A 23,212-nucleotide genomic window follows, 5' to 3' on the forward strand; every position below is an offset into this window, starting at 1 on the left:
CCGAAGCCGAGAAATACTACAACCGGCTCATCAGTCGCCACGGCAAGTCCAAGGCTCTGACCATTATCGCTAAACGCTTGGGAATAGCTGTCTACTACATGCTTAAACGCCGCGAGCCGTTTAACGAGCACCAATTTTTAAACAACCGGTAATACGAACCTAGCAAATGAATATAGGGGCGTGGCCGTCAGCCGGACGTCTAACTGAGGCAAAGGCCCGAGCGCTGGATCAGCCGTATCACTTATACCGGGCAACGCCTGAGTATGCATCTGCTGATTGCGCCTAACTGGCCGACCTCTTGCGCTGGATTGGAGGCGGCCGCGGCCCCGGCATTTATATATAGATTAATTCCTGAAAGATGGAACCTTGCGGGGCCCCTGCTCCGAGATGCCGCCTAACTGGATTCCTGGCTGCTATGCGGCTGGGAAAGCCCCGCGCTAGATCATCCGGGCTCAGGGTACGTAATATGTTCTATAGCCGTCTCGCCAAAGGGCGGGACCGATCGATTGTTGGATCGTAAGATCGGCTCCGGTCGTTGAGCTTCTATATGTGTTTGGTGCAGCCCAAAGATGCTGCCAACTATTGTTGAACGATGCCTGGGGCACAACTCCATAAGGATAGGATCAATCACGATTCGCAAAACATTAATTTTTTGCCCTGGAAAAGGTACGGGTGCTTGACATTGGAGGCCATATATAGGTTATACCAAAACTAAGCATTGGAGGTTGGGGGATAATTAAGTGAACTGATATCTGATTCTAATTTCCAATTTCCATCTGACCGCCAGGAAAGTAATGCAAAATGAACTCCATCAAGCTTTAGGGCATCACCACCCTCTTTAGAAACCAAAGTAGTTACCTCTGAAAGACGAACTGCTGCTTTGTTATCAAAAAGATTAATTTCCTTTATTTCCCACTCGACAGTTTCGGTATAGCTTTGATGGAATTGACGGAGAGAGTCTTTTAATGTTTCCTTGTCGGTGATTGCCGGTTGATTTGGACCCTTTATATAAAATTCGTCAGAAATAAGAGAAAGAAAACTTTCCACATCAGCATTCTCCATAGCCTCGAACCACTGTTGATAGAATTTCTGTATGGATTCCATTTTTGACTCCATGGAAATTGAGTTCGTTTTCGAGCACCCGCTGAGCATAAAAATACATAATAAGAGCAACCAAACTGAAAAAATCTCATGACACAGTCAGTTTTGGTATAACCGCCGCAACCGTTACGCGCGCACCAAGGGAGCGCCAACGGCGCGACCGGCGCGCGTAACGACATTGCGCATAAGCTGCAGGCGCCAACGTGTTGAAATTGTTTACAAATGAAATTTTAACCATAAAAAGTGAAGCAGGCAAGATTTGGCGAGGCCTGTCCGCTTAATGCGCGGGTTAGGGTGCTAATTTTTGCTATGTTGGTTTAAATAAGAATATGTTGAGTCAAGTATTGCTGATAAATTGTGGGTCAAATTAGCAATGTTTTCTGCTGCTTTTTTCAAGGTCGCTGCTCTCTCTTCCGAATACATAGCTCCGGCTTTTCCAGTCTCAGTTGAGAAACCTTCAAAGTGATAAGAAAAATTGTGAATAGAGTTGTGAGATGATGGATGAAAAACTGTATCCACTGCTTCATCCAAACTCTCGGTTATAATCTTGTCAACTTTTAGAATCTTTTTTGAGGCATCTAAGAAAGCAGGTATTATATAATTTCCCTTTATTTTCGGTTCGATAACTTTGACTGGATCTCTGCTAATTATTCGTGGTGAAAATAAATCAAAAATATCTTTGTCTTCATTTTTTTGGAGTTGTTTTATGAACCTCAATTTTGGAGAAAGTTGCTGTAGTTGTTTCCTTGGAATAGCAAGTAAAACTCCAAATCCAATACATTCGACGCCAACTCTACTATGTCTATAACATGCTGGTATATTTGAAAGCCTTATACAATGCCAAGCTGTTTCAAATTCAGCCGAAGCATTTACAAGTTGGATAGCAAACTTTGCTCCCCATTTCTTATCCTTTTTTAAACTATAGACACTTTCTTCACCATCTTCCATATGAGCCAAAAAGTTTGAAACACCTTTGGCAAAATGAACTTTTAAATCTTCACCAAGAATCTGGTCTACTTTTTCCATTCTATTTGTAGCACCATTTATATTCTCGATGATTTTTTCTGGCGGATTTAATTTTTCACTCATGAAATTAAATTGTTAGCACCCTAACGACATTGCGCATAAGGTGCGCACGAAAAAATGTTGAGTTGATAAATAACGAACGGATAGCTAAAAAACCAAAAGTCAGCAAAGAATAGGCGAGGTGCGTCCCCTTAATGCGCGGGTTATAGGGCGCTTAATAAAATAGACTAATCCAAGAATTGATTAACAGCACTTCTGATCCTGTTGAACTGGTGGACAATCTTCTGAGCCAAAACTGCAAAATACACAGCAATCTCCTTGTTTGGGCTTCAACACAGTATTGCAGTTTTCACATTCATAAAAGTATTGACAAGCATCAGAGGACATTTCCTCTTCTTTTTTATGCCCACATTCAGGACAAGTAATTACTGATTTTGAAGTTACTTCCATTTTATGATTGATTAAATCTTGTATTTAAAAACTTTCAGTGTTGTTAAATGGTACTCCAAATAAGTGGAAAGCCCTATAACGACATTGCGCTTAACGGGCGCGCGAATTAGCGGTAATTCAATTTCCAGTTTACGAGTTGGCTCTGGGAAATCAAAACGAGCAGGCCCGGGCGAGGCGCGTCCCGTTGAAGCGCCGGTTATGCGATTTGATTGAATTACAGGTAATTAGCTTCCGATTACAACCATCATCCAAACTCCAAATAAGAGAAATGCAATGAGTATTAGACGTAAAGCCTGCCAGAAGGTGATTTGATTTAATCCAAATACGTCAGGCATAGTGATATTCCAGAGCCAACGTAATAAAGCCGGAATTAATGATAAAAAAAGGATCACTGCTACCAAGATTACAAGTATCTCAACGAGTCCAAAAGATGCCATTTTTCCCTCCATTGTAAAGTTGATTTTAATTTTTACTGTACCTGACACATATTAGATAGCCGAATTATCGTGTTATCCCATACGTGCCTTTGGCATAACGACATTGCGCATAAGCTGCGCACGAAATAATGTTGAGTTGATAAATAATGAACGATAAGCTAAAAAACCAATACCGGTAGAGAATAGGTGAGGTGCGTCCGCTTAATGCGCTGGTTATTTTTCAAAAATAGATGGATATATGTCATTTATAAATGTAAAGTGATCCTTCCTTTTTAGTTTTTTAAATATATGTTGATCAATTAATGAGCCAGATAATTCTCCGGTTACACCACTTGGATCTCCAATTGAACTTGAGACAAGAAAAGACTGTAAAATATCGATTGATCCTTTAAGTAGAGGAATTCTAAAAATTTTATCCAGCCGTTTTGTCAAATCATTTACTTTTTCAGTGAGGTTATTATCACTAAGATTGTCAATGTTCCATAACCAGTTTCGGAACTTGCTTATTTCATTTGATTTAAGAGCTTTATAGAAGTTTTTAAATTTTATGTCTTCAACATTAGATTCTTCGACTAATGGAAGATTATTTATGTTTAGTACTCTTTCGTGTCTCTCAAGTTGTTGGTGAGGATCAAACTTTTGGTAAATATACTGGCTATTCATTTTCTGAAAATCTATTTCATCATTTTTGTAACCCACCATAGAATTAAAGTATAATTCGTTAAAGTTATTTCGAATTATATTTGCCATACCGAGAAGAAAATTAGTTGACCATTTTTTAATTAATTCTACCTGTCGCCCACTATTTATTCTTTGATTAAAATTTAATCGAAAGATTTCTTTTTCTTCTCTAAAAACTTGGATCTGATTTGAATCGTCAGAATTTAAGTAGGTTTGAAAAGATTCATTTATTAGAGCTTGCCTTATAATGTTTTCATCAGAAATAAATCCGTGAACTCTATCTGTGAAATCTGAAAAAGATTCATCAGAATAATCTTTATAAACATCTAAAACTTCTTCAATTAATTTTTCACGATTATATTTTTTCCATATTTCAATAATTGCTGATATAAGAAATATCCTATTTTTTTCCGAGGTGCTTTCCAAATGGTCAGCTAGTCCCTGAATATTTTTCTTTTTAGTAGAGTCAGGTTCAAGTTGCATTGGTCTGACTAGAAATAAAAAATCACCGCCTCTAACTTTTTGGAGCTGAACACCCGTTGTTATATGACCGCCTTTTACTTCAATATTCCCAGAAGTGATAAGTTTTCTAATATTTCTTGTTCCAAATATCTCTGTCAGTTTTTTTAGTTCAATTAAATGCCTGCTGTCTATTATTACTTTATCAAATAAGATTAGGCTGTTTATTAAATAACTTAATCTGAGTTGATCATTTTTAAAAAGGGGTATTAAAATATTTGGAACAGGAGTATTTGGCATAAAGACTATTTTTGAGAAATAACGACATTGCGCATAAGGTGCAGGCACCAGAGCGTTGAAATTATTTACAAATGAAAGGTTAACTATAAAAAGAGAGGGTGGCAAGAATTGGCGAGGCCTGTCCCCTTAATGCGCTGGTTAGGCGTATAACTAGTTAAGACCCCAAAAATACAAATAGTAGATTGATGAACTTATTAGAAAAAGCAGTAGGTCACTAATTTTTTGCATCGTTGAACATTGAGAATAAGCTTTATCCGATTTTGCAAACCTGATAACTCTAAGAAAAATTAAAACAGTGACTATTACTGAAAAACCAGCAAGAGGCTGAACACCAATACTTTCAAAAAAAGAACTTATTAATTCTGCTAATGTTTCCCGGGTTTGCATTAATAAGAAGTTTATTCACTTTTGATAAATTTTCTGCGACAGTAAAAACTTATACGCCTAACGACATTGCGCATAACCGGCGCACGGATTACTGTTGAATTTAGCAACTAACGAAAGAAGAGCCTCAAAACCAAGGCTGACAAAGGATTGGCGAGGTGCGTCCGCGTTAATGCGCGGGTTAGCCTGCTATTCAAGTTGTGAAGAAAGCTTTACGCTTCCAGCACAAACATCGCCTTCCTCAGTACCTTCCAGCCACATTCTTAATTGCTCTGTTCTCTGGTTGTTCAATTTAACTAAAAGACTAGCAGCGCAGGAGGAATAAACAGTACCATATTTAGCTCGTTTATCTTTTCCAGGATAAACTGATTCTAGATGTACATCTCTAAAATTAATCCATGCTTCTTGCGCTTTTTTAAGGCTAGCAATGAATTCGGGACTGTCTTCATATTTTTCTAAAATTGCAGTGAAGACAGAATCCATCTTTTGTTTTGATAGCTCTAATTGACTTTGATTCTCTGAATTTATTTCCTTTTGGCTTTGGGCTATCGAATGACTGAATAGACCAGAGAGCAGAAAAATGAAAAGCAGTATTCTCTTTAAAATCATGATGAGTAATTAAGAATTTTGAAAGCAGGCTAACGACATTGCGCATAAGGTGCGCACGAAAAAATGTTAAGTTGGATAAATAATGAACGAAGAACTAAAAAGCCAAAAGTGGGCAAGACCAGGCGAGGTGCGTCCCCTTAATGCGCGGGTTAGCCGTTTTAAAATTCAGGGTAAATCATTTGGAGAACCATCAGTATCACTAGAAGCCCAATCATTAACTTCGGAAACAATTATCCCATCGTCACTATCGATATATTGCTTGAAGTATTCTCTAAGTCCTTTGGCAGAGGTGTTATATCTATTAAAGCACCAAAGTGATTCTAAAATGCGAACTGCATTAAACTCATCTAATTTATCATACAGCTTGTCATAATCTCTATCTTTTCTCAAGTCGTAATTTAAAAAGTAAAGTGCCATGCTTTATTGCGATTTGATGAATTTTAGAAAATTTTACTAGAAAAATAAAATAGTAGGCTCGTCACAAGTAGTATTGTACCTAGCCCGAATAGCGCAATTTGTCCCCAAAAAATAGCCCAAGTCCTATTACCAAGTTTATTTGATTTATTTCTTAAATCATCAATGCCATCGGAATTATTTTTGTCCTTTTTTCGAGTTATTTGCGCAGTAATCCTAAAATCAATAAGTCTATTTACTACACAAACGCTACCCAAAATTGCCGATGCAATTAATGCAAAAATAGAAGCTGAAAAAGCAAACTTTTCAAAACAAATAGGTGAAAATGAGTTTTTAAATAACAAGGAAAACTCAAAGCCTAGAATTGCTATGGAAAATCCTAAAAACAGATTTATTGTGTAGGTCAGTTGTTTGAGCGATTTTTCTTGCCAACGCTTAAATTTTTCACTCATTGGTTATAAATCTACTAATTAAAACGGCTAACGACATTGCGCATAAGCTGCACGCGAATGAATGTTGATTTATTAAATAACGAACGAAGAGCTAAAAAGCCAGAAGGTGGCAAGTCCAGGCGAGGCGTGTCCGCTTAATGCGCTGGTTATGCCCACTTTTTAATTGGATAATTTTCTGTCGAGAGCATCTAAAATAGAAGGACCTTTATCGAATGCCCAATCAGCTACTTTGGGTTCAACCTTGGCTCCATGAACTGCACTATTTCCGGCTTTAATAAGTTCTGAAGTTCCATTATAAAATTCGTTGTCAATAATTCGGTTATGTCGAAGTTCTTGAAGTAGCACAGCTAATGGTAAACTTTCATCAACTCCATTTTGACTAGCTAAAGCTCTAACTCTTTTCTCTATTTCTATACGTAAACCTGCTAAAGCCAAATTTGGATCTTCTTCTCGTACTTTCGAATAAGATTTCTCTGAGATTTCATCAGCGGGTTTTTCTTCTCCAGTTATCTTGTTTCCTGCTGATTCAAGATCTCTGAATTTTACTTTCCATCCACCTGGAAACTCTGCACTTTCGATCAAGGTAGAAAACCATGGTAGAATCGCTATGATAAGCAAAATAGTCGTGATTAAATCTATTTTAACTTCTGGCCAAAGAAGATGGGCTACAATAAGTAGTAAACTTATCGATGTAATAAGCAATTTGAGCCAAAAATTATTCATGAAGTTTTAGAATTTTGAAAGTGGGTATAACGGTTGCGGCGGTTAACCGGATTGGCAACGCCCGGCCGGCTGGCAAGCCGGCTGTCCCCGGGAAGCCAATTCCGGTTCAATCGCCTGGTTACGCGGCCGGTCGGGCCCGACAAGCAACGGGCTGTCGGAGGGCCCGAACAGTTGGTGCTTTATCGAGATGATAAAGGAGCACCAGCGACCGGTCGAGTTAACCGCCGCAACCGTTACGCGCGCACCAAGGGAGCGCCAACGGCGCGACCGGCGCGCGTAACATAGTCTTAAGTGGAATGAGTATTGTAATAAAAATTCCACTTAATATATTAATATTTGTTTTAAGAGAGACTAGCCCATTATATAGTCATATTATCAGGAATTTTCAGCCTCAATAATTCCTGATAATATGTTGTATGGATTCTTCTTGAAGACGATATAGTAAAACTATTATTCAATATGGGAATATTTTGGAGAAAATGCTTGAATCGGCTTAAGCTGGAAATAAGACTGCGAAACTATAGCTTACTGCGATTCCGATGTTGAATAGTTGAATATTAGGTCGAAAGCCAGAAGGTTTACCATAAAAGTGTTTCAAAGTCTTATATCTTGAATCCTAATGCTGTCTTCCGGCCTTCGATTCATGAATGTAAACCTGGTTTAAGGAGATGCAATAATCTTCTTAAACAACCAGGCAGAAACAATTCCCCCGGGTCTGAACATCAAAAGGGCTGGAAATTTCCTTGCATGGCTCACAGTCTTCTCCTTTGGAAGGGGGAATGAATTAGGCTCTAGTCAAAGAAAAGGGGGGATGTGCTGCTCTGCCCACGGGCTGGCATTTTCCCGGCTTTGGCAGTGGCCATTTCTGTTAGCTGTCAGGAAATAAGCTGCCCATCAGCGTATGGCGAAACGGTTTCAATATGGCCTACATCCACTGGCCCTCCCGAAAGTGTTCGGGACAGGCTCTTCGAAGGGGGAATTTTCTTGCCGGACTCATAGCAAAGGGGCGATTTCTTATGCATCTTGTGGGCTATACCCTGGAAATGCTGTTTTAAATCGATTACTGCTCAAGAACCTTGAGTAGTAATGTTAAGAGTCTTGAGTAGTAAGGGTAGCCCGTTTGTTCAAAAAAGACCGCATGCCGGTTAACTGATATAGGAGAACAATCTTAACCCTATGTCAAGTTTATATTCATTTATATCTTATTACATAATAGAGATCCATCTTTCATTATTATTAACTTTTTTATTATAGGGTATAAATATCATAAAAAACTGTTTACGTATGACTAATGAATAGAGTTTACCTGCATCCGTTCATTTGTGTGATTATTCTGCTCCTTTTTCCTGACCTGTCTGCAGCTCAAGATTCAACCCATACAGTAAACGTCTTTTTGGATTGCCGAAGGGCATGTGACGAAGGGTATGTGCGGGATGAAATTAACTTCGTGAACTACGTCCGCAACAAGGAGGATGCTGATGTACACATATTAATTACTCGGCAGCCTACGGGCAGTGGTGGTGATGAATTCACACTGAATTTTATCGGTGGTAATGATTTTGACGGGCGGAATAAAGTGCTGAAATATTATTCGGCTGAATCCGATACTCAGGATGAAGTACGAAGTGGTCTGAACCAGTATCTCAAAAGGGGGCTTTTCTCCTATGTTGCTGAACACCCGGTAGCCAAAAATCTCCAAATCAGCTACCAGGAAGAGGGCGAAACACAGGTTGATGCCCAAACTGACAAATGGAACTACTGGGTTTTTGACATTAATGCCGACATGGATATTGAAGCGGAGGAATCTCAAAAAGAGTTCTCTGTTCGTGGGAGCATTAGTGCCGAACGGATTACTCCCGAGTGGAAATTTATTTTTGATGTCGACCAATTTTTTGAGCGCCAAACCTTTGAGGACGACGATGAAAGCGAAACCTTTACCCGGGAGTTTCGCAACGCCGAACTGTTGCTCGTGAAAAGCCTTGGGCAGCACTGGTCGGCTGGTATTTCCAGCCGCGCTCTACAGTCAACCCGTAACAACTACGATTTCTTATTAGAGGGAAGTCCGGCAATAGAGTACAGTATATTCCCCTATGAACAATTTACATCGCGTGAGATCACATTACGATACCGGGTTACGGCAGGCCATTATAATTACGAGGAACAAACAGTTTTTGGAAAACTTTCAGAAAGACTGTTTAAACAGCAGTTTACAACAAATATTGAATTTACCCAGCCATGGGGTGAGTTTGAGGCAAACTTTAATGCATCGGCCTACTTGCACGATGTAAACAAAAATCGTCTCGATACCGAGCTTCAACTGGATTTTCGCATCTATCGTGGACTCTCATTTTATATATCAGGAGAATACGCCTGGATAAATGATCAACTATCGATTCCGGCCGGGGAAATAACGGATCAAGAGCAACTCCTGAATCTGCGGGAACAGGCTACCTCTTATTCTTATGAAGTACGCATAGGCCTGGAGTTCAGCTTTGGATCTATCTACAACAATGTGGTCAATCCTCGGCTTTAACATGTAAACGAACATTAGAGCCAGGTTAATGTTATGTACTTTGCAATAATGGATTCCTTTCAAAATGCTTGTCCTGTTTACTTTAAGGTTATGATGAAGGGGATAGCACTGACATCGCAGATGGTGACCTTAAACTCATGAAAGGCAATGTGATATGAAATTTGTGCTCCCAGCGTACCTGCATTTGAAATCTTCATAATGAAGAGGTTGCGATTTATGTTGGGATATCCTCTACCTGGATTTTGATGACTCTGGATTCTTATTTACGGTCATCGCTTTAATTTTCCATTTGCCATTGTTTTGACGCTCAAATACTGCAAGTCCGTATCCTTCATTAGTAAAACGTTCAGCATCAGGAGGATCAATATGATGTGAGTAGTAGCTGAGCATATAAGCCAACTCTTTTTTTACTGTTAAATCTATCACATAGCTACTGTCCTCAGTCAACGTTTGGGGCGTTTTGAGCCATTTTTCAAAGGAGTTGCGGATATGCTCGCGCCCTTGCAACAGGAATCCATTATTGGAAGCATAATGGGCGTTTTGTGTGAAAAGAACAGCGAGAGAATCTGCATTCTTATCATTTATTGCCTGCCCAAACTTCGAAACTACCTGTCCAATTTTTTTTCTTCTTGGATATTATACGCTGAATTTCCCTGTGCCCAGCAATTCATTTGCAACGCAAAGCTCAACAAGAGAATGGATATTAGTACTTTCATGACGATTATTATTTTTTAGAGTTTTAATTTCGGCTTTTGAATCGTTCGAAATTGAAGATCACATTTGGAAAAGCGAGTAGCTCCGTCTTCTAATCAACTCGATCTTTTACAGGATAGTGAACAATCCAGAAATGCGTATTCAATCATTGTTCAAATACTTTCAAAATGGTGCAAGCGGGAAGAGCAAGATCTATTGTACCTGTTCCTGATATTCTGTAGGGCTGCAGTCAAACTCATTTTGGAAACAATGCGAAAAGTACGCTGGGCTGCTAAATCCTACGCGGAAAGCTATTTCTGCAATTTGCATCCGATTTTGAGCCAGGTATTCCAGTGAATCTTCTAACCTGTACAACCTGATCAATCGGTTGGGCGTGATATTGATTCTTTTTTTCAACTCCCTGTAAAATTTGGACCGACTCATGCCCAGCATTTCACTCATGTTCCCTACATTCAGGTTTTGATCACATGCTTCATTAGACAAAACTATCTGAGTCTCTCTGATAAACTTGTCGTCTGAGTATAACGCCAATTGATCCAGTTTCGTCATTTTTCCCCTGGCCAGGGCAATCTGTGGGGCAAACTCTTCTTTAGGATAATATTGCAGCAATTGTCTTCCTTGCGGGTCAGAAATAACCAGGGAAAGATTCCCATCTCTTCTGAATCGAGAAATATCAATACTTATGCTGTAATCGTAAACAATATTCCCTTTCCTATCCAACGCTGTGTATATAAGCTGCTGCAAAAGGTTAATATATACCCCATTTCTTTTTTTGAATCGAAAATTATAGCTAACAGCATACTTATTTATTTCTTTCTCAGATCGCCCCTCCATAAGGTCCAATATTTTTGCGATCATTTTGTGTAAGGCATCCCTGTCATTCGGGTGAACAACCTGAAAAGTTGCTTCTATTCCTTTTGCCAGGAACTCTTTGTCGTAGCCTGTTATCTTTCTAAAGCCATCACTCAAGTATTCATATTTACCTGTTTCCCAATCCAGGATATAGTTAAAATAAGGGCCTATATTTTTTTCAAACAGCAGCTTGTCATCAGGATAGAGTGAAGATTTATACCTTTTCAAATCCTCGTCAAAGGGCTGGGAAAGCAGGTAGTTGCGCAGCTCGTTTAGGGAGTTAAAGCTTGGCATGACGGTTGTTGTAATACAATTTGAGCTAAAATAACCTGAGTTCTATATAAGACTAACTCAAAATAATAACTGTCATCGCGAGGAGGCTCTTTTTTGCCCTTTTTGGCTTAATGATGAGGTCGACGCGGGCGATCCCCCGTCCGTTTTTTTGTTCACCCACCGGGAGATTGCCTCCCGACAGGTGTCGGGATCCCGATGGTCGCTGAATCCCTCGCAATGACAGTTTTTATCTCGAACTGACATTAAAATAACTTCTTGAGAATCATTGTAGCTCAGAAATCAGGTAAACTCAATTTTAATTTGATTTCTTAATTGTTTCCATAAAGCATCGGTTTATGTTAAGAAGTTATTTTGTAGATAACCATTGTACTACCTGACCTCGTAGTGTAGAGATGCAGTTGATGAAATCCAACTTCTATTATTTTCCGAGTTCAAGGAAGGGATATAATAGCAGATATTATTTGATATAGCAGTATGATATAATGTTCTTGGTAGAATCAGCAAATAGGGGATAAGATTCAAGCCAGTAAGCCAATGGCTGATGGTTTATTGGTCCCAGAACGGGGTTTAAAACCCTGAACTTTCAGTGCAAACATTAGTGTTTCAAAAAATCTATAGCGAGCGAGTTTACTTTTTTTGAGGCGCCTTTGGCTGGTCGTATTATACTAGCACGAAAGTGCCCCTTCGAAGGGGGGACTTGAATTTGGCCCTGGCCGAAGAAAAGGGGGATGTGCTGCTGTTCCCACGGGCTACCAAGCTCCCGGCTCTTGCAGTGGTATTTTCGTGTCAGTGTTGGGAATAAGTTGCTCATCAGTTCAGGGGGGTATTTGGTTCAATCTGGGCTACATCTCCCTGACCCTCCCGAAAGTGTTCGGGACAGGCTCTTCAAAGGGAGAATATTTCTTGCTCGGCTCATAGCCAAAAGGCATTACTTATACCTCGCCTGGGACAGCCCCTGGTAAGGCTGTTTTTAAATCGATTACTGCTCAAGAATCTTGAGCAGTAATGTCAAGAACCTTGAGCAGTAATGTTAAGAGTCTTGAGCAGTAAGGGTAGCCTTGTTGTTCAAAAAAAGGCCGCATGCCGGTTACCAGACATGCGGCCGTTAAACAGTAAACAGGGTAATGATCTGTATTACGTGACGGTGAGAGAGGCATTAAGTGTGCCTACACGCAGTTCGTTCGTATTATGCAACTTGGCCCGCACCTCCATGGTATACTCCCCGCTTTCCAGGCCTTCTGGGACACGGAATCCCAGCTTGGAGGGCATGTTGTGGTTGTATTCATTTACGCGGGTCTCGGCCTCATCCGGCCCGATCAGGAAGACGCCTTGCTCTTGGTCCCCTGGATCTATCTTCAGCAATTCCCCTACCAGGCGACCAGTATGGCTTGGGCTCAGCGTTTCGTTCGTGGTGCCGCTGCCACCATCGTGGTATCGGCGCAGGACGGGTTCCCGGCGATCCGCTGCTATTTTCTCAACTGTAACATCTTCGGCAATGTTTTTGATGCGAATTCCCGGGTTCACATTCATCTTTACGTTGTGCCGCTGCGGATCGAAACTATCAGAGGGGGCATCAAAGGTGCCGGAGATGGAGGCGTTGATCCGGAACAGTGGAGTATTGACACTGTGGCCCTGCTGCAGCGTCTTGACTACAGCAGCCTCAAACTCCTCCAGCACTGAAAATGCCTCGGCTTTAGTCACCGTGGAGCCCCGGCCGGTCATGATATCCACGATATCTTCTATATCGCGGCTGAGCTGGTCCTGGACCCGCGCAACGTAGTCGTTTGGATTATCGGTTAAATGATTTTCCTGTATAGAATATGAAATAGACATTCTATTTCCTCTCTATTTGGTTAACATTAGTTCTTAATATTTAATAGATAAGATCGCTCTGATGAGTGATCTGTGTACTCTATAGATAGGTTTCAGGGCAAATCCTTACAGAATAATTTAAAACGGCTGTATTGGGTGTTGGTAAGGGATTGTTCTGCAGAGCTTTATGGATAAAATTAATTTTGTGTGTTTTCCTCGTTTTTGGGTGGATCGGGTTGTTAGCGGGGATTGGATTGTTGGTGGCCTGGTTGTTCTTTTTTGCCATAGTTAACGTTAGGAGTGTTACTTTTTTTAGTGATAAAAAAAGTAACACAAAAAATCACCGGCAAAAGATTCATTCACCTGGGCTGCATTTCGCTATGGCTAAAAGAAACCGAGATCTTCTACTAATGGGTCACTCTTTCCTATTTGCTTTGAAACATGCGATACCTTTGTTGGATATCCTGCACGGTTTCTTTCTAAACGCCACCGCTTCATTTGCCCGGCCGGTTCATGAATCTAAGGCCGGAAGACAGCATTAGGATTTAATAAAGAAGACTTGGAAAAACTTTTATGCTAGCCTTCAGACCTTAGACCTTTCGACCTTCTGACCTTTGACTTTAGGACCTTCGATCTTTTTTTGATCAACAATTCAACGCCTCAACAACTCAACAACTCTACGGTTCAACACTTCAACATCTTTCAACCTTAAAACCTTCAATCCTTTAAATCAAAGAAGGTCTATAGTTACCGACTCAATCTCACCGGTAAACTCGAACGGGAGCTCGTAATTGGGACTGACGGGGGAGACCAGGTCGCTGCCGATATCCAGGGGATCTCCACTTGGAACCATCCTTAACTCCACTTCGCCGGCCGCTTTGCCGTTCACGGCCAGGCGAGCCACCATGGGAAACGACCGTCGAGCACCGGGCTGGCCGCCCTGGTCACTTTCTGCAGGTGTGACTTCCAAGACAATCTTTGCCTTACCCGGAGCCAGAGACTCAGATGCCATCAGGCTGCCACCCAAATGACCATAGGCGCTGGTCTCGTATGTCACGCGGTCATCTTTGATGTAGAGGGTATAACCGCCATGTCGACCGCCGTGGGCTGCAATGACTCCTTCTGCACCAGTATCCGGAATGGTTATTTCAGCGGTAATCTTGTGTGCACGGCCTGCCAGCTGCGGCGTCGCCGAGGAGGGAATAAGGCGGGCGCCTTCGTGGTAGACAAAGTGTGTCTTGCCATTCGTTAGTGAAGGCCGCTGGGGACTGAAAAAGGGAGGATCGAGTGGATACACATCATTGCGCCGGGCCTCAGCATCAAAAAGCTTTTTCATTTCTTCGAGCTTTTGTGGATTCTCCTCCGACAGATCGTGAGCCTGGCTGAAATCCTGTTCCAAATTGTAGAGCTCCCACGAACGCTGCCCTGGTGGAACGGGAGGCGTACCGAAGTCCTGTTGCCATGGCGATCGACTGGGTGATCCAGCCCACCAGCCATCGTGATATATACCACGGCTGCCGAATATTTCGAAATATTGGACCCGATCAGGATTTTTGTCCTTCTGCTCATCAAAAGTATAACGGAAGCTCTTGCCTTCCAGTGGCGTCTGCTGCACGCCATTGACGATATTCGGAGCCTCGATGCCAGCGATCTCATAAACCGTCGGGGCGATATCAATAACATGAAGGAACTGGGAGCGCAGTCCCCCGGAGTTATTTATATGACCGGGCCAGGAGATCACTACCGGGGCACGGGTACCGCCGAGGTGAGCAGCATCGGTTTTTGCCCCCTTGAATGGTGAATTCACCGCCCATGCCCAGGCAGCGGCGGGCGCGTTGTCGAACATCACGCTGCCAAGAGTATCATACTGACTCCATCGCTCCTCTATGCTCAGCGGCTTTGCTTCTGTAGTCAGGGCATCCCGACCATCATCACCACCTTCAGCGGTGGGACCATTGTCATCGGCAACATAGATGACGATGGTATCTTCGGCGTCTTCGGCATCGTATATTGCATCCAGCAACCGGCCGATTTCATAATCTGTGTGTGCCAGGAAACCCGCATAAACCTCCATCTGGCGGGCCATAAGTTTTTTCTGTTGGTTACTGAACGAATCCCATGCAGGAAGTTCTTCAGGGCGCGGTGTCAGTTCTGTATCTTCTGGAATTACACCGAGTTCCTTCTGGCGTCTGAAGGTTTCCTCACGCAATTTGTCCCAGCCCTGGTCGAACTTGCCTTTGAACTTGTCCACCCATTCCTTTGGTGCATGAAATGGAGAGTGTGTCGCTCCCGTGGCAAAGTACAGGAAGAACGGTTTATCAGGTCTGATGGAGTTGTGCCGGTGGAGCCACTCGATCGCATCATCTGCCAGGTCTGAAGTTAGATGATAGTCTTCTTCTGGTCTGGCCGGCGGTTCCACGGCGTCTGTATTGCGGTACAGGTTGGGCTCGTATTGACTCGTTCCATAGCCGATGAAGCCGTAGAAGTACTCGAAACCTAATCCGGTGGGCCAGCGGTCGAACGGGCCGGAGGGGTTGACCTCCCACACCGGGGTATTGTGCCATTTACCGAATGCAGCAGTACTGTATCCATTATATTTGAGGACTTCGGCAATACTGGCAGAACTCTCCGGCCAGATTGAGTTATAACCGGGATAGCCCGCCGCTAATTCGGGGATCCTTCCAAATCCGACCTGGTGACTGTTTCGGCCGGAAAGTAGGGCGGCCCTGGTGGGGGCACACATCGGGGTCACGTGAAAACGGTTGTAGCGCAGGCCACTGTCAGCGAGCCGATCCAGTGCCGGGGTAGGCGTAGCTCCGCCAAAGGTCGAGGTGGCGGCAAAACCGACGTCGTCGAGCATGACGAGCACGATGTTCGGAGCGTCTTCAGGAGCAGTTACCTGCTCGGGCCAGTCGGGAGTCGAGCTGTCGGGGTTGACATTGATCTCTCCCTGGAACGGCGGTTCAGGTTTGGGGAGGACCTGTGCCTGTACGTGTGAAACGGTCCCCATCAACAAAACCAATACGCCGGTAAAAAGGAATTGGAAACTACAGTTCCACAGGTAAATGCAGTTTTCTTTTTCGTCAGTCCTGTTTCGGTGATCATCACTTTCCATTACGAGTTCCTTCTGTTGGTATTTACTTTTATTTATTGGGTACTAAGCAGGCATTAAAAATATCTCGTCAATTATCCCAAAGGTGTATGCTTTACGGAAGGCTATAAAGGTGATTTTTTGAGAAAAGATGATACTTTTCGGAAGGAAAGTGAGTGTCGTTAGTATTAGTTCATTAATGTAATAGCCACGGATTTACGCGGATTCAAACTGATTAAATCTGATTTTATCTGTGGTAACCTGTGGCTTAAAGTGTCCAACCAACTTGCTAGGAAAGGCGGAATTCTTCCCGAAACTCTAGCGGGCTTATGCCGGCATTATTCTTAAAATATTTACTGAAGTTGGTCGGCTCGTCGAATCCGAGGGTGAATCCAACCTCTTTAATGGTATCGGTGGAATGAGCCAGCAACCGTTTGGCTTCCAGTATAACCCGCTCGTCAATGACCTTTTTTGGGGATTCGCCAAGTACTCCGGTAGTAACCTGGTGCAGGCGTTTGGGGGTGATATTCAGTTGCCGGGCATACTCATTGACCTGTTTTACCTCTCTGAACTGATTTTCGAGTAACTCCTTGAACTGAATGGTATAATCAAGTCCTGCGCTTTTTTTGATCTCTGTGAAGTCTTTCTGTTTTCGGCGCTCCCGTTCTGCCAGCAGAAGGAAACTGTGAAGTAGTTTTCTCAGGATATCCGAATGATAACTCTCACCGGTATTCTGGTATTCCAATTCCATCTGTCGGAACAGATTCAGGAAAACGTCAATCTGTTCATGTAGCTTTATAGATGAAATATCAAGCAGATCGTTGAACAAGATACTATTCCGCAAAAATTCTGCATCAGCATTTGATTTACAAAAGAAGAAGTCGGTGAACAGTATACACTTTGCTTCAAACTCTCCATGCTTATCGAACACTTCCACTTGGTCCTTGCCCACAAAAACAAGGGTATTGGGTTCCGCCTGAACCGGTTTGAAATCGACCAGATGCACGGGGTTGCCCTCTATAAACCACAGGATTTGGTAAAAATTGAGCCGATGGGCCGTGGTCATTCCTGCTTTATGCTGCTTATAGATGTTCGACAGATTGACTATCTCAAACTCGATATCCAATCCTTCCTTGAAGTCAATTTTCTTCATTGAGACTGATCATATTTGAAATATAACGGCCCTGCATAAGGGGACGAATAGATATTAATCTATTTAATTATGACATCCTCAGAGAGATTCTAAGTCATGATTTACCCGCACCTTACCAGGCTAAATAAGCGATTCAAATGCAAGGTTTTCCGTTAATTTCTCCAAAGACCTTGCCTTTTCTACAGTTGTGGCAGGCACCTTGCATCCTACCGTAAGATAACGTGTGTTATATGTGGCATGGTACAAAAGTCTCTCCGTCGGCTGACGGAAGATGATCCATCCGAGTCGTCTCCGACAGTAGTCGGAGGCACCCTCCTCAAGGAGGGAATTGAACCGTGCCGATTATCCACTTATGTGGGTCTAATAGAACTCAGGTTAAGATAACAATTCATAACCGATGAAATGGGTGTTCATTTTTTCGATGAGGATAACCCCGACAATGGCCGGGACTAAAGAACTTCCACCAAAAAACTCACCATAAAATCCCAGATATTCCCCTCTTCAGTATTTAAAAAGAACCTGCTTTCCCACATTCATTGACTCTCAGGGAATCTATAGCAGGGATTTTCTGGACTTGGGGCTACCTGTGATACCTGGCGTCATTCGCCCCCTTGATTTATGAGTCGTCCCGGGCATACGCAGCGAAGGCGTTAAGAAAGAAATCTTGTTTAATATTCGTTATGTGTTTTCTATTCCCGCCCTTTGAAATTTTTGTTGGGGAAAGTGCCCGAATTCGGAGCGTTAAGAAACCATTTTTGTCTGAGATCCACGCTTTTTAGTGGATCGAGTTTAAATGGTTTTAGCGCAGGTGAGGAAACGCAACAAAAATTTCATCAGCCTGTGCTACGAAGCCTCGCGCGAAGTAGTAGCGGCGATTTTTTTCGTTCATTTTTTTATCGCTAAAAAAAATGAACACCACAACGGGAATATGACACCAAAATGATAATTCAAACTCTCTTTTAAATATTCTAAGCGACCGGAATCAAACTAGGTCCACCAACTATATCTTCTCTTTTATTTGACCTTCCTGCAGCGGTTTTTATATTGATTTAGGTGGGATGCAATTTATTAGGGAGTGATGATGTTTGACTGGGTCGCAGAGAAGTTAGTGCTATTTAATAAAAAAGCCGCGGGACGGCGACCGCCTGGTCCTGATGGCCTGCCTCTCTTTGGAAGCCTGCTACAAGCCAGACGAAAACCACTTCATTTTGCCCAGAATCTGATACAAAAATATGGTGATATTGTTCACTTTAAAATTGGATTCTTTACCGGGTATCTTCTCAATCATCCGGAATATGTTAAACAAGTTCTAAGTCTCAATCATCAGAATTACAATAAACAAAACTACAACTACCAAAAGCTCAAACCGGTTCTGGGAGAAGGCCTGATCACGGGGGATGGTGAAACGTGGGCGATGCACCGCCGGCTGATTCAACCGATCTTTCATCGCAGTCGCTTGGCAAGCTTTGGAGAAATTACCACCAAGACCACAAAGCAAATGTTAGAAGAGTGGGCGTTACGCGTTAATTCTGGCCAGCCCGTTGATATAGCCGCCGATATGATGAGGCTTACCCTGGAAGTCGTAACCGAATCGTTGTTCAGCGCAGACATTCGCTCTTCAATAGACCTGGTAAGAAATGCTTTTACAACCCTAAACGAGGATATAGCATACCGTTTTAGAACCGCTTTTGTTCCACCACTATGGGTTCCCACCCGAAGAAATCGGGCTTTTATAAAGGCCAGGGATGAACTGGATCAGCTTGTATTTGACATAGTTGAACGCAGACGAGAAAATGGAGAGTCGAAGGACGATCTGCTTGAGCGGTTGCTGGAGGCAGGAGAGGGGTTGCCCGTTGAACATGAGCTAACGGATCGGCAAATACGAGATGAAGTCATAACGCTGTTGCTGGCCGGCCATGAAACTACTGCAAACCTACTCACCTGGACGCTGCATTTGCTTTCTCAACATCCTGGCGTGGCACAGAAATTAAGAGATGAGTTAGCCAAGGTTCTGCAAGGACGGGAACCGAGTGTGGATGATCTTTCAGAGCTGCAGTACATGGAGATGGTATTGAAGGAATCAGTGCGATTGTATCCACCGGTCTGGATTATCAGCCGTAAGGCGATCGACAACGATATGATAGATGGGTATACAATACCTGCCGGCTCTACGGTTACACTTTGTATATACACGCTGCATCGGCATCCCGAATTTTGGGATGATCCTGAGGCGTTCATCCCTGAACGCTTTTCTGGCGAACAGAGTCAAAACCGGGACAAATACGCTTACTTACCATTTGGGGGCGGACCCCGGTCTTGCATAGGAAAATATTTTGCCTTGATGGAAGCCCAGCTGGTTCTTGCAATGATATGCCGGCAATATCACTTGAAACCGGTGGATAATCACGTGGTAGAACCCGAACCCCTGGTTACACTGCGTCCCTTAAATGGACTGAAAATGGTGTTTAGGCCCGTAGATGACAACAATTAACTAAAAGACACGATATTTCATCAATGTAGTCAGTAACGAAGGAGTAATCCCATGGGTATCAAACAGCCGAAATCGAATCATAGAGAGCCAATCCCCGATGATATACCAATTGAGGATCAGGGGTATTTCAAACCGGAGAGCCTGATCCGACAAATACATCGGGAGGCAGTGGTACTGCTTGGTGGCGGACGAGCGATTTTGCTCCAGTTGGCTCACCCTTTTGTTGCTGCCGGCGTAGACGATTACAGTAATTTTAAATCCAACATCCTGCAGCGCCTCTACCGCACGATACTGTTCATGCACAACCTTGTTTTCCAGGATCGTCAAACTGCCCGGGAAGCATTGAAACATTTCCATGCCATGCACAAGCGGATTCGAGGTCGCCTCGGGCACAGGTCCGGCCAGCTTTCGCCCGACACCACGTATTCGGGAGTAGATCCCCGGGCGAAACTATGGGTTTATGCCACATTTGTTGACACGAATTTGACAACCTACCAGAAATTTGTAAAACCTCTTAGCCAAGTAGAACGCCAACAGTATTATTCGGACAGCCTTGTGCTGGCCGATTTAATGGAAATACCGGAAGAAATACTCCCTCAAACATATACTGAGTTCCAGGAGTATATGAAAACAATGTTTACTGGTGAGACGCTGGCCGTCACGAATACCGCACAAAATTTAGCCAATGCCGTGCTTTATCCGGATGTTGGTCTTTTTCCCACTTTGAGTGCCGGTCTTCTTCGGACAGTCACAGCCGGGTTGTTGCCACAACGATTTCGCTGTGAATACGGCTTGACATGGAATTCAAATCAGAAATTATTTGTCCAGGGCTTCAGTAGTTCCACTCGCTTGCTCCGACCGTTTGTCCCATCCTGGATATGGCAGAGCCCACTCTTGGGAGGGAAGTTAACATATTTGTTGTTGTGGGGAACCGAGAAGCCCGGCGGGTAATGGAAAAGTCACAATAGATAAGCAAGATAGATAATGTCTCAACAAGACGAGTACCAAGGCAAGCCCCCTCCGTCAGTACCTGGTAGCAGCCGGGCCATCGTCATCGGGGGAGGTATTGCCGGGCTCATGACCGCTCGAGTGCTTGGCAACCACTTCAAGCAGGTGCTTGTATTGGAACGAGACAACTTTCCAGATGGCCCAAATTTACGATCCGGCGCTCCCCAGGGGAGGCATGTTCATTTATTACTGTTGCGTGGAAAGCAGATCCTGGAACAACTATTCCCGGGATTGAGCAGAGAATTGATAGATAATGGAGCGAGATTAATAAAGATGGGGGAGGAGCTAGGGGTATTGACATACTACGGCTGGCGGGTCCAGCACGCAGGGAAGCTTTCCCTGCTTACATTTACCCAACCACTGTTGGAGTGGTGCATCCGCAAACGTTTAACCGAAATAGAAGCAGTAGAAATAATAGGAGGATGTCGGGTAAACGGTCTAACTGCCGACGCAAAGGGAGTACGTGTAACAGGAGTCCGGGTGCGGTTCGGGAATACCCGGCAAAGAGAGCACCAACTCTGTGGTGAACTTGTTGTGGATGCCAGCGGTCGGTTCAGCCGAACGCCGGAATGGCTGTCAACGCTTGGATACAACAGCCCGGAGGTGTCCGTCGTCGATCCATTTTTAGGATATACCAGCCGGTTTTATGAAATACCATCAAACTTCAGCATGCCCCGTTCTAAATGGAAGGCGCTTGTTCTGCTTGGGAAACCTCCTGATTATACGCGCGGAGGAGTGCTGCTACCAGTGGAAGGAGGGCGTTGGCATGTAACACTTGTTGGAACAGCGAAAGATTATCCACCGAATGATGAATCCGGATTTATCGAATTTGCCCGTACCTTGCGCAGCCGCGCTCTTTATGATGCGATCAAGACGGCCCGGCCGTTGTCGGGGGTTGCGGGGTACCGGTCTACCAAGAATCGGTGGCGCCACTACGGATCATACCAGCGATGGCCGCGAGGGTTTATCGTCTTGGGTGATGCTCTTTGCTCATTGAACCCCGTGTACGCGCAGGGAATGAGTGTGGCGGCACTTGAAGTTATGGTCCTGGACAAGTGGCTGCGAGAGTATGAGTGGGACCAGGATAATGGAGCAGGGGTGGCGTTACATGTTCAAAAGGAGTTAGCAAAAATCATCGAAACACCCTGGCTTATGGCCACTACTGATGATGCCCGATGGCCCGCAACAGAAGGAGCGCCTACCGGTCTTACCACGCAGATGATGCATCATTATCTCGATGCTGTTATAGCCCTGGCTACCAGGTATCCTAAGGTCGATGACCTGTTTGCTCGGGTGGTTCACCTCCTAGAGCCGGAATACATGCTGTTTCATCCACGAATTGCTTTGCGGGCGTTTGCCAGGTTATTAAATCCACTCTCTTCAGTACGTTAGCCTTTTTTAGAAAGGAAATATTTGCATCACAATGCACAACAAATGGGTTTAAACCATCTGGGCAAAGAAATCCAATTCATCTTTGGAATTTCTAACTGTCCCTTTTTGTAAGAAATGTTGGCCATATGTTGACCAAATATCCTACTTAATCCAATGTATCAGGTCGACGGATTAAATAAGCTAACTTTAATTAGGGCTTGCTCAAACAGTTGCGTTTAAGTTAGCGGCGAAGACCGACCGATTCATGACAAAGATGGTAAAGGAAGGGCTTATTTGATATTGTATAAGTATTTGTAAACCTTCGATATAGCGATAAAAAAAGAAGGATGGGGTTATGGGAAATGAAGCAACACAGTTTGAGCTGAATATTGCCAATCCGAGTCCCCTAGGGTATGCAGCACTGGGTACCCTTCTTTGGGTGCACGGGATGATTTTTTCGGGAATCTTTCCCCAAGCTTACGGCAAGCTCGGTGAAGAAGTGTCCACGGTGTTTGTCATTTGTGCACTGCTTGTAGCCGGGATTGTTGCTTTTCTTAGAAATTGGACGTGGGATGGTACGCTTTTCCTATACTGGTCGGGGCTCGCAGCTGCGCTTTTCCATCTGTTTCTTGCCTGGAAAGCATTTAAGCAAAAAGAAGGAGGCCTGTTCCGTGGTCTCATAGCTTCAGGATTTGTGGTTATTGGGATTGGCTGGGCCCTGGCCAATTGGGGAATGGGACCCAAAAATTTACTAACTGGGTACGTGCAACATGCTACGGCACTACTGTGTTTCTGGGTTTGCGCAACCGAGTTAAACATTGCGGGATCTGGTGATTCGTCTAAATAGTAAATAATTA

At 43.5% G+C, this 23,212-nt stretch carries 20 protein-coding genes; 6 read left to right on the plus strand and 14 right to left on the minus strand.

All coding sequences use genetic code 11. The features are described from left to right. Positions 1-711: 711 nt before the first annotated feature. From NC796_RS24485 to NC796_RS24525, 9 genes are all read right to left on the minus strand, one after another. Positions 712-1,116 (minus strand): nuclear transport factor 2 family protein, encoded by a 405-nt coding sequence (locus tag NC796_RS24485; protein ID WP_310688452.1) that lies wholly within the window; start codon positions 1,114-1,116, stop codon positions 712-714. Between the two features lie 282 nt (positions 1,117-1,398). After that, entirely contained in the window at positions 1,399-2,190 is a 792-nt protein-coding gene (locus tag NC796_RS24490) for a hypothetical protein (RefSeq protein ID WP_310688453.1), read from the minus strand. 180 nt (positions 2,191-2,370) lie between these two features. Continuing rightward, on the minus strand, positions 2,371-2,577 hold the full coding sequence (locus NC796_RS24495; RefSeq protein WP_310688454.1) for a GDCCVxC domain-containing (seleno)protein: 207 nt from the start codon (positions 2,575-2,577) through the stop codon (positions 2,371-2,373). 224 nt (positions 2,578-2,801) lie between these two features. Further along, positions 2,802-3,026 (minus strand): hypothetical protein, encoded by a 225-nt coding sequence (locus NC796_RS24500; RefSeq protein WP_310688455.1) that lies wholly within the window; start codon positions 3,024-3,026, stop codon positions 2,802-2,804. A gap of 201 nt (positions 3,027-3,227) precedes the next feature. Beyond that, positions 3,228-4,454, minus strand: a complete 1,227-nt coding sequence (locus tag NC796_RS24505; RefSeq protein WP_310688456.1) for a hypothetical protein — start codon at positions 4,452-4,454, stop codon at positions 3,228-3,230. Between the two features lie 573 nt (positions 4,455-5,027). Then, positions 5,028-5,447: a lysozyme inhibitor LprI family protein gene (locus NC796_RS24510; RefSeq protein WP_310688457.1), complete on the minus strand. Its 420-nt coding sequence runs from the start codon at positions 5,445-5,447 to the stop codon at positions 5,028-5,030. 165 nt (positions 5,448-5,612) lie between these two features. Beyond that, positions 5,613-5,864 (minus strand): hypothetical protein, encoded by a 252-nt coding sequence (locus tag NC796_RS24515; protein ID WP_310688458.1) that lies wholly within the window; start codon positions 5,862-5,864, stop codon positions 5,613-5,615. A 23-nt stretch (positions 5,865-5,887) separates the two neighbouring features. Beyond that, a complete protein-coding gene (locus NC796_RS24520) occupies positions 5,888-6,313 on the minus strand; it encodes a hypothetical protein (RefSeq protein ID WP_310688459.1) in 426 nt (141 codons plus the stop codon). A gap of 159 nt (positions 6,314-6,472) precedes the next feature. After that, positions 6,473-7,036, minus strand: a complete 564-nt coding sequence (locus tag NC796_RS24525; RefSeq protein WP_310688460.1) for a hypothetical protein — start codon at positions 7,034-7,036, stop codon at positions 6,473-6,475. A gap of 920 nt (positions 7,037-7,956) precedes the next feature. On the opposite strand from NC796_RS24525, the gene NC796_RS24530 reads away from it, so the two are divergent. Together NC796_RS24530 and NC796_RS24535 are read left to right on the plus strand one after the other, a co-directional pair. Further along, positions 7,957-8,091: a hypothetical protein gene (locus NC796_RS24530; protein ID WP_310688461.1), complete on the plus strand. Its 135-nt coding sequence runs from the start codon at positions 7,957-7,959 to the stop codon at positions 8,089-8,091. A 236-nt stretch (positions 8,092-8,327) separates the two neighbouring features. Continuing rightward, positions 8,328-9,569 carry a hypothetical protein gene (locus tag NC796_RS24535; RefSeq protein ID WP_310688462.1) on the plus strand — a complete coding sequence of 414 codons (1,242 nt, stop codon included), beginning with the start codon at positions 8,328-8,330 and terminating at the stop codon, positions 9,567-9,569. A gap of 231 nt (positions 9,570-9,800) precedes the next feature. Here the strand turns inward: NC796_RS24535 and NC796_RS24540 are convergent, their stop codons facing one another. From NC796_RS24540 to NC796_RS24560, 5 genes are all read right to left on the minus strand, one after another. Continuing rightward, positions 9,801-10,187, minus strand: coding sequence for a nuclear transport factor 2 family protein (locus NC796_RS24540; RefSeq protein WP_310688477.1), 387 nt, complete (start codon positions 10,185-10,187; stop codon positions 9,801-9,803). A 288-nt stretch (positions 10,188-10,475) separates the two neighbouring features. Then, positions 10,476-11,429, minus strand: coding sequence for a helix-turn-helix domain-containing protein (locus tag NC796_RS24545; protein ID WP_310688463.1), 954 nt, complete (start codon positions 11,427-11,429; stop codon positions 10,476-10,478). 1,134 nt (positions 11,430-12,563) lie between these two features. Beyond that, positions 12,564-13,262 (minus strand): DNA-binding domain-containing protein, encoded by a 699-nt coding sequence (locus tag NC796_RS24550; RefSeq protein ID WP_310688464.1) that lies wholly within the window; start codon positions 13,260-13,262, stop codon positions 12,564-12,566. A gap of 709 nt (positions 13,263-13,971) precedes the next feature. Further along, positions 13,972-16,356 (minus strand): arylsulfatase, encoded by a 2,385-nt coding sequence (locus tag NC796_RS24555; protein WP_310688465.1) that lies wholly within the window; start codon positions 16,354-16,356, stop codon positions 13,972-13,974. A 265-nt stretch (positions 16,357-16,621) separates the two neighbouring features. Beyond that, positions 16,622-17,485: a helix-turn-helix domain-containing protein gene (locus NC796_RS24560; RefSeq protein WP_310688466.1), complete on the minus strand. Its 864-nt coding sequence runs from the start codon at positions 17,483-17,485 to the stop codon at positions 16,622-16,624. Positions 17,486-18,563: 1,078 nt separating this feature from the next. Between NC796_RS24560 and NC796_RS24565 the strand changes: the two genes are divergently transcribed. The 4 genes from NC796_RS24565 to NC796_RS24580 all read left to right on the plus strand — a co-directional run bounded on the left by NC796_RS24565 (position 18,564) and on the right by NC796_RS24580 (position 23,202). Beyond that, on the plus strand, positions 18,564-19,976 hold the full coding sequence (locus tag NC796_RS24565) for a cytochrome P450 (RefSeq protein WP_310688467.1): 1,413 nt from the start codon (positions 18,564-18,566) through the stop codon (positions 19,974-19,976). A 51-nt stretch (positions 19,977-20,027) separates the two neighbouring features. Then, positions 20,028-20,927, plus strand: a complete 900-nt coding sequence (locus tag NC796_RS24570; protein ID WP_310688468.1) for an oxygenase MpaB family protein — start codon at positions 20,028-20,030, stop codon at positions 20,925-20,927. 33 nt (positions 20,928-20,960) lie between these two features. Next, positions 20,961-22,376, plus strand: a complete 1,416-nt coding sequence (locus NC796_RS24575; protein WP_310688469.1) for an FAD-dependent monooxygenase — start codon at positions 20,961-20,963, stop codon at positions 22,374-22,376. A 334-nt stretch (positions 22,377-22,710) separates the two neighbouring features. Continuing rightward, positions 22,711-23,202 carry a hypothetical protein gene (locus tag NC796_RS24580; RefSeq protein ID WP_310688470.1) on the plus strand — a complete coding sequence of 164 codons (492 nt, stop codon included), beginning with the start codon at positions 22,711-22,713 and terminating at the stop codon, positions 23,200-23,202. Positions 23,203-23,212: the final 10 nt, after the last annotated feature.

Source organism: Aliifodinibius sp. S!AR15-10 (assembly GCF_031569985.1).
Lineage (GTDB): Bacteria > Bacteroidota > Rhodothermia > Balneolales > Balneolaceae > JAMQKA01.